Below are 13,819 nucleotides of genomic sequence, written 5' to 3' on the forward strand. Positions count from 1 at the left end.
ACCTCGCTTCGCTGGGCGCGGTCGCGCGGGCGGCTGAACGTGATGGTGACCTCGCCTTGCCCGGCCACGTGACCTCCTTGACGCACCGCTGCACCAGACCCGCCGAGGCGGGCCCGGTCCGCTGTAGTTACCTCACCCGAGAGCCTACGTCGAATCGCGGCCCCAACCTTCTCGGAGGCCGCCCTGTGGGATGCGATCCAGCGAGATTCCACCCCGATTTGAGGTGTTTCCGTCCGCCCGCCGTAATCCAGATCACCGGTCGCGGGGTGGGCGGGACGCAGACCCGGCCGGACCAGGGCCGCCCGGGTCACTCGGTCGGTGCCGTTGCCGGTCCACCCGCCGGGGCGGCCGTCCGCCGCCGCAGGGAGGTGGTCGCCAGCGTGAGGGCGAACACCACCAGCAGCGTGGAGACCACGATCAGCAGGATCGCCGTCCGCCGTACCGAGCCACCTCCGCCGTCGCTGCTGACGGCCGCGGCGTCGGCGGCGAGCCTGCCCTGCGACCCGGTCGGCGCGGGCGGCGAGGCCACCGGGGTCGCCAGCGCGGCGGCGGCGGTGATCCGGAAGCTCATCTGCACCTGCCGGGCCCGGCCGCTGCGCGGGTCGAGCTGGCCGAGCACCGCGCCGGCCAGCGGGGCCTGCCGCTGCGCCTCGGGGGTCGCGGAGACCGGCAGCCGCAGCTGCGCGGTCCGGCCGGCGGCGAGGGTGCCCAGCTCGCAGCGCGTACGGGAGGGGTCGACCGTGGTGCAGCCGGACGGGGGCGTCGGCACGGTCACCCCGGCCGGCAGGACCACCTCGATCCGGCCCTCGGCGTCGACCTTCCCGGTGTTGCCCAGGCGTACGTCGAGCCCGCTCGACCCGCCGCTGATGTCGAAGGAGACCGCGTCGGCGTCCAGCCTGATCCCCGGCACCGGCGGGCCGGGCGGGAAGAGCACCGCGAACCCCTCGTCGTCGCCCACCGGGCCGGGCACGCCGGGGGCGGTCGCGGTGACCCGGACGGAGCCGCTGAGCGGCATCCGCTTCCAGGCGTCGCCGTCGACGCGTACCCGGAGCAGGGTGCTGAACCGGGCGCCGGGCGCGCTGGCCCACTCCCCGCAGCGGTGCTCCCCGCCGCCGACCAGGGCGCAGCCCGCGGTGCCGGCGTCGGACAGCCCGGCCGGCAGCGTGTAGGCCAGCCCGATCCGGGCGGGCGTGGCGCCCGTGTTCGTGATGGTCACCCGGAGCGTGGTCACCGTGCTCGGCGCGTTCCAGTACGCGGCGGTCAGGGTGATGTCGTCGGTCGTGACGCTGACCCCGGCCAGGGGCGCCGGCGGGGTGGCGGCGGGCGCGGAGGGCCGGACCGGCGGCACCGACGGCGCCGGGGGCGGTGCGGCGGTGGTCGGCGCGGCGGTGGTCGGCGCCGGCTGCTCCGGGGCCGTCGTCGTCGGGGCCGGCTCGGTCGTCGGGGCCGGTGGCGTGGTCTCCGGCGGCGGCGCGGTGGTCGAGGGCGCCTCGGTGGGCACCGGTCCCGTGTCCGTCGGATCCGCCGTGGGCGTGTCCCCGCCCGGCTCGCCGGCCGGCTCGGTCGCGGTGGAGGCGGCCCGGGCGGCCGGCGGGGCGGCGGTCGCCCAGCCGGGCACCGCGGCGACGGTCAGTCCGACCGCGAGGCCGATCGCCACCAGGGGCACGGCGCGTCGGTCACGCGCCCGCCGGCCGGGCCGTACGTCCACGCGAGCCATCTGTCCTCCGGTGACGATGAGTGAGATCCCAATATTCGACAATTGTTGCCAGAGGGCACTAGTCCCGCCGGGAAACGAATCCGTAACGGGTTCGACCCGGGTCGCGACGAGGAGCGGTAGGCTCAGCGACCGTGACCGGTTACCTGGGCTCGTACGCGACGCTCGGGCTGCTGCTGCTCGCCAGCGTCCTCTTCTTCGTTACGGCGTTCTCGGCCAATCGGGTGTTACGTCCTGCCCGTCCGGCGGAACCCTTCGGCAAACGCACCAGCTACGAGTGCGGCCTCGACCCCGTCGGCGCCGACTGGGCGCAGATGCAGATCCGTTACTACGTGTACGCGTACCTCTACGTGCTGTTCGCCGTGGAGTCGGTGTTCCTCTTCCCCTGGGCGGTCGTCTTCGACCGGCCGGGGTTCGGCATGGTCACGGTCGTGGAGATGGCGGTCTTCGTCGCGGTGCTGGCGCTCGGCATCCTCTACGCCTGGCGCAAGAACATCCTGCGCTGGTCCTGACCTCAGCCGCGGTCAGCCTCTCACCACCCTGCCCCGCCGCGGGCGGCCCGACGGTCGCCCCGCCGTCCCCGCAGGGCGACGGTCAGGCGAGGCCGCGCCGGGTCAGCGTCGGCGGCCGGTCGCCCCGGATCGAGGCGACCATGTCGAGCACCCGCCGGGTGGGGCGGACCTGGTGCGCGCGGAACACCCGGGCGCCCAGCCAGGCCGAGACCGCCGTGGCCGCGAGCGTCCCCTCCAGCCGTTCGGCCACCGGCAGGTCCAGCGTCTCGCCGATGAAGTCCTTGTTCGACAGGGCCACCAGCAGCGGCCAGCCGGTGCCGGAGAGCTCGCCGAGTCGGCGGGTGATCTCCAGGGAGTGCCGGGTGTTCTTGCCGAAGTCGTGCGCCGGGTCGATCAGGATCCCGTCGGCGCGTACGCCCAGCGCGACCGCGCGTTCGGCGAGCCCGGTCACCGTCGTGAGCACGTCGGCGACCACGTCGGCGAAGGCCGCGCGGTGCGGGCGGGTCCGGGGTGCCAGGCCGCCGGCGTGCGAGCAGACCAGGCCGGCGCCCGTCTGCGCCGCCACCTGGGCCAGGGCCGGGTCGGCGCCGGACCAGGTGTCATTGAGCAGGTCGGCGCCCGCCGCAACCGCCTCCACCGCCACCTCGGCCCGCCAGGTGTCGATCGAGATCACCACGTCGGGGAAGGCGGCCCGGACGGCGGCGATGGTCGCCACCGTGCGACGGATCTCCTCGGCCACGTCGACCTCGGCGCCGGGACCGGCCTTGACCCCGCCGATGTCGATGATCTCGGCGCCCTCCCCGACCGCCCGCTCCACGGCGCGCAGCGCGCTGTCCTGAGCGAAGGTCGCGCCCTGGTCGAAGAACGAGTCCGGCGTGCGGTTGACGATCGCCATCACCACCAGCTCGTCCGGGCCGAACGTGCGCCCACCGAGCCGAAGCGCCCCGGCCATGCCGCCTCCTGAAGGTCCGCCGCCGACCCGTCCCCGCCGTCGGCCGATGACGACGCTAGCCGGTCCGCCCGGTTCGGGCCCCGCCGGTCCGCCGTCGCCGCCTCCCGTACCGGTGCGTCGGGCGGGGGCTCTTCGGCACGGATCCGGGGCGCGGCGGGTGGCGGGGTCGCTCCCGGCGGTTCGACATGCCACGATCTGTGCATGGGTCAGGTTCTGCTCCTGCTGGTCGTGGCGTTGACCGTCGCGGCGGTCGTGTTCGGGGTGACGGTGCTGGTCTCCGGCCGGGATCCCGGCCTGGTGCCGGCCGAGCCGGACGGACGGTCCGTGCCGCTGCCGGCGTCCCGCCCGCTCGCCGAGGCCGACGTGGGTGAGGTCCGGTTCGACACGGCGCTGCGGGGCTACCGCATGGCCCAGGTCGACCACGCGTTGCGCCGGGCGGCCTACGACATCGGCTACAAGTCCGAGCTGATCGGCGTGCTGGAGGCGGAGGTCGCCGCGCTGCGCGAGGGGCGGACGGCGGATGCCGACGCCCTGCGCCGGGCGCGGGAGCAGGCGGCCGGGGCCGCCGCCGTGTCGTCGCCGGAGGCCCGGGGGACGGTGCCGGTCGGCGCCGACCGCCCGGACGCGCCGGGGGACACCGACGTGGTCGTGGCGCCGATCCCCGCGTTCGCGGGCCCGACCGTCGCGTCGGCGGCGAAGGACGCCACGCCGGCCGGCTCCGCAGCCACCGGGCACCCCGGCGACGCCGCCTTCGCCCGGCCCGGCGCCGACCGCGCCGCGGACCGGACCGGCGACACCGACACCGACACCGACACCGACACCGCCGTGGACCGGACGGAGGCGGGCGACGCCGCCGTGGACTGGACCGACGCGGGCGATACCGCCTGGGACCGGCCCGGCGCGGGGGACGCGGCCGCTGACCGGACGGACGCCGCCGTGAACCGGCCCGACGCGGGCGACGGCACGACGCGGCCGGCGGGTGACGCGACCAGCCCCGGTCCGGTGGTCGGGTCGGGGTCGGAGTCGAAGTGACCGGTCCGGAACCCGGCGACGACCTGCGCGACGTGGCGCAGCCCGGCGCGGGCGAGGTCACCGCCACGGTGATCGTCGACGCGCCGGCGGAGCGGGTCTTCGCGGCGCTGACCGCCTGGGAGCGGCAGTCGGACTGGATCCCCTTCACCACCGTCCGGGTGGTCGAGGGCGACGGCGGCGAGGGCAGCCTGGTCGAGGCGGTCACGGCGCTCGGCCCCGCCGTGCTGCGTGACGAGATGCGGGTGGTCCGGGTGGACGCGCCCTACGAGGTGGGCGTGGTGCACTGCGGGAAGCTGCTGCGCGGCCCCGGCGTGCTCCGCTGCACGCCGCTCGAGCGGAACCGCACCCAGGTGGTCTGGCACGAGTGGTTCCACCTGCCCGGCGGGCCGGCGGGCCGGGTGGCCTGGCCGGTGCTCTGGCCCGGGTCCAAGTTCAGCCTCAGCCAGGCGCTGAAGAAGTTCGGTCGGCTGGTGGAGCAGGGCCGGCTCCCCTGACCGGGGCGGCCGTGGATCATGCCCCGTCGGGCGACTTGGCTTGATCGACTCGATGTCGCCGACATCGGGGTGTCGGCGTGATCGGGACGCCCCGATGTCGGCGAACCCGGGCGGACCGGGCCCGGCTGCCGGGGCGCGGCGCGGGGCCGCAGGGCGCGGGCCCGTCGGGGCCGTGCCCTAGCGTGGACGCGTGACTGACCTGGTGATCGGCGCCGACGGGCTGCCGCGATGCGGCTGGGGGCACAGCACCCCCGACTACGCCGCCTACCACGACACCGAGTGGGGCCGGCCCCTGCGCGGCGACGACGCGCTCTACGAGCGGCTGACGCTGGAGGCGTTCCAGTCGGGGCTGTCCTGGCTGACCATCCTCCGCAAACGTCCCGCGTTCCGGCTGGCCTTCGACGAGTTCCGGATCGGGACCGTGGCCGACTACGGCGACGCCGACGTCGCCCGGCTGCTCGCCGACGCCGGCATCGTCCGCAACCGGGCCAAGATCGAGGCGGCGATCGCCAACGCCCGGGCGGCGTTGGAGCTTCCGGAGGGGCTCTCCGCGCTGCTCTGGTCGTTCGCCCCGCCGCCCCGGCCGGCCCGACCCACGTCGTTCGCGGAGGTGCCGGCGTTGACCGCCGAGTCCACCGCGATGGCCAAGGCGCTCAAGAAGCGGGGCTTCCGCTTCGTCGGCCCGACCACGGCCTACGCGCTGATGCAGGCCACCGGGATGGTCGACGACCACCTTGCGGGCTGCCACGTCGTGGCGGCGCGGGCGGCGTGATGGGATGGAGGCCATGACGACCGACACCGCGCACCGGGTGGACGGGGCGCGCCCCGCCGACGGCACGGGCGCCTGGGCGGTGCTGCTGCCCACCGGGCGCTACGAGGCCGAGCGGCTCGTCCACCACGACACGCTCGAGTTGACCGGCCTGGCCGACGCCGCCCGACCCCGCCCCGGCGACCGGGTGGCCGTGCTGGTCGACGCGCCGCCCCGGTTGGTGGCGCTGGGCCGGGTCACCGGGGCCGGCGGCGAGGAGCGGGAGGACCCGGACGACCCGCAGTCCGAGCGGGTCGAGGCGCCGCTGGTGGTGGCGTACACCCGGCGGGCCTTCGACGAGCCGGCGCCGGCCGACGCGCTGGCGCTCGACGGGCCGGTGACCGCGCTGGACCCGGCGGCCTTCGGGGCCCTGGCTGACCGGCTCGGCCCGCCGCCGCAGCGGCGCTCCTGGCTGGTCAGCCTGGACCTGCCGATCGAGGCCGCGTCGCCCGCCGAGGCGGTCCGCCTGTTCTGGGCCTACGTGCAGGAGCTGGGCCCCCGCGAGCTGCCGGCCTTCGTCTCACCCTCCGGCGACGAGCTGGCCATGCAGGCGTTCGTGCTCGGCGCGGAGGCCAACCAGGATCCGGAGGAGGACGACTGACCCGGCCCACCGTCGCCGGAGGCCCGCTTCACTCCGCCGGAGGCCGCCCGGCCCACCGCCTGTGGAATGCGGGGCCGGGCCGGCCCGGGGGAGGCGTCAGCGGCCCTCGAAGACCGGCTTCTGCTTGTTGACGAAGGCCAGGGTGCCGGCGCGGTGGTCGGCGGTGCCCCCGCAGATCGACTGCGCCTGCGCCTCGGCGGACAGGGCGTCGGCCAGCGTGCCCGCGTCGGCGATGGAGAGCTGCCGCTTGATCGCCCCGTACGCGACGGTCGGGCCCGCGGCCAGCCGGGCGGCCAGCTCCTGCGCGGTCGGCAGCACCTGCTCGTCGTCCTCCACCAGGCGGTTGAGCAGCCCGATCTGGCAGGCGTCCGTCGCTCCCACCGGCTCGGCCAGCATCAGCAGCTCGATGGCCTTGGCGTGCCCGACCAGCCGGGGCAGCGTCCAGGAGGCGCCGGTGTCGGCGGCGAGCCCGACCTTGGCGAACGCCATCAGGAAGCTGGTCGACGGCCCGCCGATGCGGATGTCGGCGAGGAACGCCAGCGAGGCGCCCGCCCCGGCGGCCATCCCCCGCACGGCGGCGACCACCGGCTTGGGCAGGTTGGCCAGCCGGGCGGCGATCGGGTTGTAGTGCGCGCGGACGGTGTCCAGCGGGTTGCCGTCGGTGGACTCCAGGGTCTGCACGTGCTCACGCAGGTCCTGGCCGGCGCTGAACGACCGACCCGCGCCCGCGAGCACCACCGCGCGGCAGGACCGGTCGGTCTCCAGCTCGGCCAGCGTGTCCCGCAGCGCCTCCTTGAGCGCGACGTCGAGCGCGTTCATCGCCGTGGGGCGGTTCAGCGTCAGGGTGACGACGGCGTCGGTGCGGTCGACGAGCAGCGGCTCGGTCACTTCTAACGACCCTTCTGTCGGGCGATGCGGTTGCCGGAGTCGAGGCACTGCTCGACGTACCGGTCGGCGGCCGGCCGCAGCCGCGCCGCGTGCCGGTCGAAGAAACTGGCCGCGGCGGTGCCGGGCCAACGCTCGGGGAGCAGCGCCGGGGGCAACTGCGGGTCCCGGAACAGGAAGGTACGCCACGCGTGCACGAGCCGGAACCGGGCGGCGTACGCCTCCTCGTCGAGGCTGCGCACGGTGACCCCGGCCAGCAGCGGTCGCTGCTCGGCGACGAACTGCTCGTACGCCTGGCCGATCTGCGCCAGGTCCCAGGCCCGGCGCACCACGCCCATCGCGCCGGGGGTGCCGGCGGTGTGCGCGGCGGTGAACCGCTCGTAGCGCACGCCCGCCTCGTCGAGCAGCACGTCCACGTCCTCGCCGGGCCGGGTCGCCACCCAGGTGCACTCGTCCAGGGCGCCGTAGCCGAGGAAGGTCAGGTTGGCGGCGAGCCGCTGCCGGTCCCGCCGGGACAGGGGGGCCTCCAGCACCAGTAGGTCGAACCGCCCGTCCCAGGTGATCCGGCCGGTCCGGTAGATCCGCGCCGCCGCCTCGTCCAGTCGGCGGGCGGCTTTCGGGGTGATCGAATATCCCGGCCCGGAGGTCAGCCGACACGGGTCGAGCCACCCCTGACGGACCATCCGGGAGACCGCCGTGCGCACGGCGGGCGGGGCGATCCCGAGCGGCGCCAGCAGCCTGACCAGGGCGGCGACGGGTGCCCGGCCGCCCCTCGCCCGGAGGTGGTCGCCGTACAGGTCGAAGAGTGCCGACCGTGCCTGCATGACCGCACATTGTGACAGGCCTTCTCAGGATAAGCTAGATGCTGTTACATCAATGCTGCTTCGGTTTGGGTCCGGCGGTGTTCATCAGGGAAAATCGTGGTCGACACCCCCGCGTAGGTTGCGGTGGTCAAGACGAAGTGGCTGTGGGGCAACCCACCGACCCTGGTGTAGGTCTGAGGGGAGACAACATGGCGGCGATGAAGCCGCGGACGGGCGACGGTCCGCTGGAAGTCACCAAGGAGGGCCGGGGCATCGTCATGCGCGTCCCGCTGGAGGGTGGTGGCCGGCTCGTCGTCGAGATGACTCCCGACGAGGCCAACGCGCTCGGCGACGCACTGAAGGCAGCCGCCGGCTGACCGAGGAACGGTCCGCGCGCCCGCGTGGGCCTTTCGTCAACCCCTGAGCCACCGGCCCCGCCGGTGGCTCAGGGTCTTCATTCCCCGCGGAGCCGCGCTCCGCGAGCTTCCCTGGAGGTACGGCTCCGCGTGCTCGCCATCCGTCTGCTCGCCGAGCCGGACCGGCTCGACACCCTCGTTCTGCCCGTCCGGCCAGGTGCGGCCGGCGACGAACCGGCCCGACCGGCCCCGACCTCGGCGACGCTGCCCGACGGCGTGGCCGAGGAGGCCGTCGCCCTGGTGCCGGCGGCCCGACTGACCGGGCGCCCCGGTGAGGTCCAGGCGCAGCTGCGACCCGGGCGGGACCCCGGCCGGTTGCTGCTGCTCGGCGTCGGCGAGGGCGACGAGGCGGGCTGGCGGGCGGCCGGCGCGGCTCTGGCCCGGGCCGCGAAGGATGAGATCCACGTCACGTTGGCCATGCCGGCCGACGCCACGTCGGCGGCCGTACGCGGACTGGTCGAGGGGCTGCTGCTGGCCTCGTACCGGTTCCGGCTGACCGACGCCGGCACCGCCCCCGCCCTGGCGGAGGTCGACGTCGTGGTGGCCGACCCGGACGCGCACGGCACGACCCTGGAGGTGGCCCGGACGACGGCCCGGATGACCCGGTTCGCCCGGGACCTCACCAACACCCCCTCGTCGGTCAAGAACCCGCAGTGGTTCGCCGACCAGGTCGCCGCCCTCGCCGCCGACGTGCCGGACCTGCACCTGCGGGTCCGCGACCCGGAGGAGTTGGCGGCCGAGGGCTTCGGCGGGATCCTCGCCGTCGGGGGCGGCTCGGCCAGCGGCCCGCGTCTGGTCGAGCTGGACTGGCGGCCGGCCGACGCGCGTACCCACGTGGTGCTGGTCGGCAAGGGGATCACGTTCGACACCGGCGGCATCTCGATCAAGCCGGTGGCGTCGATGAAGCTGATGCGCAAGGACATGGCGGGGGCGGCGGCGGTGGTCGCGGCGACCCTCGGCGCGGCGGCCCTGCGCCTGCCGGTCCGGGTCACCACGCTCGCGCCGTTGGCGGAGAACATGCTCAGCGGCTCGGCGTTCCGCCCCGGCGACATCATCCGCCACTACGGCGGCACGACCAGCGAGACCACCAACTCCGACGCCGAGGGGCGACTGGTCCTGGCCGACGCGCTCGCGTACGCCGTCGCCGAACTCCAGCCCGACCTGCTGGTCGACCTCGCCACGCTCACCGGGGCGAACGCGGTCGCGCTGGGTAAGCGCACCGGCGCCCTCTACAGCGACAACGACGGGCTCGCCGCGGACGTGCTGGCCGCTGTCGCCGCCGCCGGCGAGGCCGCCTGGCGGATGCCGCTGCCCGCCGACTACGCCGAGCACCTCGGCAGCGACCTTGCCGACCTGCACAGCTCGCCGGACCGGGGCGCCGGGTCCGTGATGGCCGCGCTCTACCTGCGGGAGTTCACCGGCGGGCTGCGCGACCGGTGGCTGCACGTGGACATGTCCGCGCCGTCGTGGGCCGACGGCGACGACGCCGAGCTGACCCGGGGCGCGACCGGCTGGGGCGTACGCTCGCTGCTGCGCTGGCTGGGCTCGCTGGGTTGACCGCCCGGCGGCGCCCGCCCCCGGCGGGCCCCGGTCAGCGGCGGGTCAGCACTTGACGGCGGCGAGCAGCCCGTGGCCGACCGGCAGCAGCGCCGGGATCCAGTGCTCGGACTCCCGGATCGCCTTGATCGCCTCGCGGACGGTCACCGTCTCGACGTCCCGGGCGGCGGGGTCGCCGATCCGGCCGCCGGCCAGCGTGCCGTTGAGCGCGACCACGCCGCCCGGCCGCAGCAGCCGCAGCGCGGCGTCCACGCAGGCGGCGAACCCGGTCGCCTCCGCGTCCACGAAGACCAGGTCGTACGCGCCGTCGGCGAGCCGGGGGAGCACGTCCAGCGCCCGGCCGGTGATGATCCGGGTGCGACCGGCGGCGAAGCCCGCCTCGGCGAAGATCCGCCGGGCGATCCGCTGGTGCTCGACCTCGACGTCGATGGTGGTGAGTACGCCGTCGGCGCGCATCCCGCGCAGCAGCCAGACCCCGCTGACTCCCGTGCCGGTGCCGATCTCCACCACCGCCCGGGCGCTGCCGGCGGCGGCCAGCAGGCGCAGCGCCGCTCCGGCGCCGGGGGTTACCGCCTCCAGGCCGACCTCGTGGGCCAGGCTGCGGGCGGTGCGCAGGACGAGATCCTCGGTCACGTACGACTCGGCGAAGTGCAGGGTCTGGGCCGTCGAATTGCCGGAACCGGCGACCGTGGCGATGGGACACCTCCGGGCGGCATGCGTGGTGCGGGGGCGGGTGGGCACTGTGAGCCTAGAGGCGACGTCGAACGGGCGCAGCCGCGCGTCCGCCACCCGACGATCACGGTCGGCAACCGGTGACTCCATCCGCGGTATCCGTGTAATCCTGGAAGCGGTGTTCCGGCCAGCGCGACCGGGCGACGCTGTCGCCGGGTCCGTGGAGCGCGGGATCCGGGGATGGACTGGGAGGGCACCGACGTGACCGACGGCTGGGACTGGCGCCAGCCCGGGGGAACTCCGGCGCCGGCGCGACCGCCGGTGCCCGGACATCCGCCGGTGGGGTCGCCGCCGACGCCTCAGGGCGCCGGGGGCGGCACGACTTCGCCCTGGTGGTCCGACGCGCTGGCCGACCCGTGGCGCGATCCGACCGCGCCGGCCGCGGTGGTGCTGCCGGCCGCGCCGAGCCCCGGCACCGAGCCGGAGCCGGTCAGCGACCCGGACGCCCCGGGCCGCCCGACGCTGCGGCAGCTCCTCCTCATCCCGTTGATCACCGCGCTGCTCGCGGGCAGCCTGGGCGGCGCGCTCGGGTACGCCTTCGCGGTGCGTGGGGGCGCCGGGGCCGGCACGGTGCTCGGCGCGGACCCGCAGGCGCCCGGCCTGGCCCAGCGCAGGCCCGAGTCGCTGGCCGGGGTCGCCGAGCGGGTGCTGCCCAGCGTGGTGACGGTCCGGGTGGCGGGCCTCGGCGGCACGAGCGAGGGCTCCGGCTTCATCGCCAGCGCCGACGGGCACGTCATCACCAACGACCACGTGGTCGCGGGGGCGACCGGCAAGGCGTCGGTGGTCTTCAACGACGGCAGTTCGGCCCCGGCGACCGTCGTCGGACAGGACCCGGAGTCCGACATCGCGGTGATCAAGGTCTCCCGGACGGGCCTGCGGCCGGTCGAGTTCGGCGACTCCGACGCGCTGGCCGTGGGCGACCCGGTGCTGGCCATGGGTTCGCCGCTCTCGCTGGCCAACACGGTCACGGCCGGCATCGTCAGCGCCCTGGACCGGACGATGCGGGCCGGCGAGCCCGGCGGCCCGACGCGCTACTACGCGGCGATCCAGACCGACGCGGCGGTCAACCACGGCAACTCGGGCGGCCCGCTGGTCGACGGCGCGGGCCGGGTGATCGGGGTCAACTCGACGATCAAGTCGCTGGTCTCCGAGGGGCAGGAGGCGGGCAACATCGGCCTCGCCTTCGCCATCCCGATCAACCAGGCCAAGCGGATCACGCAGGACATCATCGGCACCGGCAAGGCCCGGCGTACGGTGATCGGCGCCCAGGTCGGCGGGTCCGGCGCGGGCACCGGAGGAGCCGGCGTACGCCTGGCGGCCGTGGAGCCGTCCGGCCCGGCGGCCGGCGCGGGGCTGCGGGCCGGTGACGTGATCCTGAAGCTCGACGGCCGGCCGATGACCGAACCGACCGACCTGATCGCCCTGGTCCGGAAGTTCGCGCCCGGCGCGGTGGTGACCGTGGAGTACCGCCGGGGCACCAACCGGCAGAACGCCTCCGTGACCCTGGCCGCTGACGCCAAGTAGGGACCGGTCACCCCCTCCCCGGCCGGTGCCCCTCGTGCGTAGTCTTGCTGCTGACGCCGAAGGAGGCCCGCGCAGTGTTCGAGAACCTGAACTGGTGGGAGATCGGTGCGCTGCTGCTCCTGGCGCTGCTGATCTTCGGTGACCGGCTGCCCGCGGTGATCAGCGACGGCCTGCGCATGGTGCGCAACCTGCGCGCGATGGCCAGCAACGCCACCACCGACCTCAGTCGCGAGCTGGGCACCGACATCCAGCTGGAGGACCTGCACCCGAAGGCGTTCATCCGCAAGCACCTGCTCAGCGAGGAGGACGAGCAGGCGATCCGGAAGCCCCTCCAGGGCGTCTACGACAACCTGCGGGCGGACGTCACCGGCGTGCACAACGAGCTGAAGGACGTGGCCTCCGCCGCCGACGTGCGTGCGAACGGCAGTCGCCCGGCGACCGCCACCGGCGCCGCCCCGGCCCCCGCCCCCCGGGCCAGCTACGACGACGCGACCTGATCCCGGTCAGCGGCGAGGTCGCGCCGCCCTGGCCCCGGCCCGCCTCGGTGTCACCACGGACGACGGGGGCGGCGCTCCCGGGGGAACGCCGCCCCCGTGCGGGTGGCGACAGCGCCGGCCGTGGCCGGCGTACGGTCAGCGGCCGGCGGGCTTGAGGCCCAGCGGCTTGCCGAGCAGCGACTCCCGGCGCAGGGCGAGCCGGTCGGCGACCTGACCCAGCGCCTTCGCGGCCGGCGACTCCGGCTCGGCCAGCACGATCGGGGTGCCCACGTCACCGGCCTCGCGCACGCGGGTGTCGAGCGGGACCTGCCCGAGCAGCGGCACCTGCGCCCCGATGGTCTTCGTCAGCGACTCGGCGACCGCCTGGCCGCCGCCCGCGCCGAAGACCTCCATCCGGGAGCCGTCGGGCAGCTCCAGCCAGGACATGTTCTCGATGACGCCGACCACGCGCTGGTGGGTCTGCAACGCGATCGCGCCGGCCCGTTCCGCCACCTCGGCGGCGGCGGCCTGCGGGGTCGTGACGATCAGGATCTCGGAGTTGGGCAGCAGCTGGGCCAGGGAGATGGCCACGTCGCCGGTGCCCGGGGGCAGGTCGAGCAGGAGCACGTCCAGCTCGCCCCAGTAGACGTCGGCGAGGAACTGCTGCAACGCCCGGTGCAGCATCGGGCCGCGCCACACCACGGCGGCGTTGCCGTCGGTGAACATGCCGATCGAGATGACCTTCACGCCGTGCGACTGCGGCGGCATGATCATGTCTTCGACGCGGGTGGGGCGCCCGTCCGCGCCGAGCATCCGGGGCACCGAGTGGCCGTAGATGTCGGCGTCGACCACGCCGACGGAGAGCCCGCGGGCGGCCAGCGCGGCGGCCAGGTTGACCGTCACGCTGGACTTGCCGACGCCGCCCTTGCCGCTGGCGACCGCGTACACGCGGGTGCGGGAGCCCGGCTGGGCGAACGGGATGACCGGCTCCTGGGAGGCGCCGCCGCCGCGCAGCTTCGCCTGGAGCTCCTGGCGCTGCTCGGGGCTCATCACGCCGAACTCGATCGCCACGCCGGTCACCCCGGGCACCGCCCCGACGGCGGCCGTGATGTCCGAGCGCAGCTTGTCCTTCAGCGGGCAGCCGGCGACGGTGAGCAGCAGCTCGACCCGTACGACGCCGTCGTCGCCGACCTCGGCGGAGCGGACCATGCCCAGCTCGGTGATGGGCCGGCGGATCTCCGGGTCGTTGACGGTGGCCAGCGCGGCCTGGATCGCGTCGGAGACGGTGCTGACGGGTGCTGACATGCCCGCAA

General features: G+C 75.3%; 14 protein-coding genes and 1 pseudogene. 9 read left to right on the forward strand and 6 right to left on the reverse strand.

Translation table 11 applies throughout. From position 1 onward, the window contains the following. Window positions 1-307: 307 nt before the first annotated feature. Window positions 308-1,717, reverse strand: a complete 1,410-nt coding sequence (locus tag RM555_RS04830; RefSeq protein WP_311410631.1) for a hypothetical protein — start codon at window positions 1,715-1,717, stop codon at window positions 308-310. A 131-nt stretch (window positions 1,718-1,848) separates the two neighbouring features. Between RM555_RS04830 and ndhC the strand changes: the two genes are divergently transcribed. Then, window positions 1,849-2,226: an NADH-quinone oxidoreductase subunit A gene (gene ndhC, locus RM555_RS04835; RefSeq protein WP_311410632.1), complete on the forward strand. Its 378-nt coding sequence runs from the start codon at window positions 1,849-1,851 to the stop codon at window positions 2,224-2,226. 82 nt (window positions 2,227-2,308) lie between these two features. Here the strand turns inward: ndhC and folP are convergent, their stop codons facing one another. After that, on the reverse strand, window positions 2,309-3,178 hold the full coding sequence (folP, locus tag RM555_RS04840) for a dihydropteroate synthase (protein WP_311410633.1): 870 nt from the start codon (window positions 3,176-3,178) through the stop codon (window positions 2,309-2,311). Window positions 3,179-3,379: 201 nt separating this feature from the next. Between folP and RM555_RS04845 the strand changes: the two are divergent. The 4 genes and pseudogenes from RM555_RS04845 to RM555_RS04860 all read left to right on the forward strand — a co-directional run. Continuing rightward, window positions 3,380-3,742 (forward strand): annotated as a pseudogene (locus RM555_RS04845) (DivIVA domain-containing protein); the annotation flags it as partial. Window positions 3,743-4,206: 464 nt separating this feature from the next. Continuing rightward, complete coding sequence (locus tag RM555_RS04850) at window positions 4,207-4,704, forward strand: SRPBCC family protein (RefSeq protein ID WP_132231660.1); 498 nt, start codon at window positions 4,207-4,209, stop codon at window positions 4,702-4,704. Window positions 4,705-4,894: 190 nt separating this feature from the next. Further along, window positions 4,895-5,476 carry a DNA-3-methyladenine glycosylase I gene (locus RM555_RS04855; RefSeq protein ID WP_311410634.1) on the forward strand — a complete coding sequence of 194 codons (582 nt, stop codon included), beginning with the start codon at window positions 4,895-4,897 and terminating at the stop codon, window positions 5,474-5,476. 13 nt (window positions 5,477-5,489) lie between these two features. Then, window positions 5,490-6,113: a hypothetical protein gene (locus tag RM555_RS04860; protein ID WP_311410635.1), complete on the forward strand. Its 624-nt coding sequence runs from the start codon at window positions 5,490-5,492 to the stop codon at window positions 6,111-6,113. 96 nt (window positions 6,114-6,209) lie between these two features. Here the strand turns inward: RM555_RS04860 and RM555_RS04865 are convergent, their stop codons facing one another. Together RM555_RS04865 and RM555_RS04870 are read right to left on the reverse strand one after the other, a co-directional pair. Then, window positions 6,210-7,001 carry an enoyl-CoA hydratase-related protein gene (locus RM555_RS04865; RefSeq protein ID WP_311410636.1) on the reverse strand — a complete coding sequence of 264 codons (792 nt, stop codon included), beginning with the start codon at window positions 6,999-7,001 and terminating at the stop codon, window positions 6,210-6,212. 2 nt (window positions 7,002-7,003) lie between these two features. Continuing rightward, window positions 7,004-7,822, reverse strand: a complete 819-nt coding sequence (locus RM555_RS04870) for a PaaX family transcriptional regulator (protein ID WP_311410637.1) — start codon at window positions 7,820-7,822, stop codon at window positions 7,004-7,006. A 188-nt stretch (window positions 7,823-8,010) separates the two neighbouring features. On the opposite strand from RM555_RS04870, the gene RM555_RS04875 reads away from it, so the two are divergent. Together RM555_RS04875 and RM555_RS04880 are read left to right on the forward strand one after the other, a co-directional pair. After that, window positions 8,011-8,178 carry a DUF3117 domain-containing protein gene (locus tag RM555_RS04875; RefSeq protein ID WP_007455245.1) on the forward strand — a complete coding sequence of 56 codons (168 nt, stop codon included), beginning with the start codon at window positions 8,011-8,013 and terminating at the stop codon, window positions 8,176-8,178. A gap of 129 nt (window positions 8,179-8,307) precedes the next feature. Continuing rightward, a complete protein-coding gene (locus tag RM555_RS04880) occupies window positions 8,308-9,774 on the forward strand; it encodes a leucyl aminopeptidase family protein (protein ID WP_311410638.1) in 1,467 nt (488 codons plus the stop codon). 45 nt (window positions 9,775-9,819) lie between these two features. On the opposite strand, the gene RM555_RS04885 is transcribed toward RM555_RS04880, so the two are convergent. Beyond that, a complete protein-coding gene (locus RM555_RS04885) occupies window positions 9,820-10,407 on the reverse strand; it encodes an O-methyltransferase (RefSeq protein ID WP_311410699.1) in 588 nt (195 codons plus the stop codon). 279 nt (window positions 10,408-10,686) lie between these two features. Here RM555_RS04885 and RM555_RS04890 point away from each other — a divergent pair, with 279 nt between their 5' ends. Together RM555_RS04890 and RM555_RS04895 are read left to right on the forward strand one after the other, a co-directional pair. Continuing rightward, the gene (locus tag RM555_RS04890; RefSeq protein ID WP_311410639.1) at window positions 10,687-12,030 is read left to right on the forward strand and encodes a S1C family serine protease; all 1,344 of its coding nucleotides are present in this window, start codon (window positions 10,687-10,689) and stop codon (window positions 12,028-12,030) included. A gap of 74 nt (window positions 12,031-12,104) precedes the next feature. Further along, window positions 12,105-12,527 carry a Sec-independent protein translocase family protein gene (locus tag RM555_RS04895; protein WP_151454721.1) on the forward strand — a complete coding sequence of 141 codons (423 nt, stop codon included), beginning with the start codon at window positions 12,105-12,107 and terminating at the stop codon, window positions 12,525-12,527. A 135-nt stretch (window positions 12,528-12,662) separates the two neighbouring features. On the opposite strand, the gene RM555_RS04900 is transcribed toward RM555_RS04895, so the two are convergent. Then, window positions 12,663-13,811, reverse strand: coding sequence for an Mrp/NBP35 family ATP-binding protein (locus RM555_RS04900; RefSeq protein ID WP_311410640.1), 1,149 nt, complete (start codon window positions 13,809-13,811; stop codon window positions 12,663-12,665). Window positions 13,812-13,819 lie beyond the last annotated feature (8 nt).

This window comes from Micromonospora reichwaldensis (assembly GCF_031845925.1).
Taxonomy (GTDB): domain Bacteria; phylum Actinomycetota; class Actinomycetes; order Mycobacteriales; family Micromonosporaceae; genus Micromonospora; species Micromonospora reichwaldensis.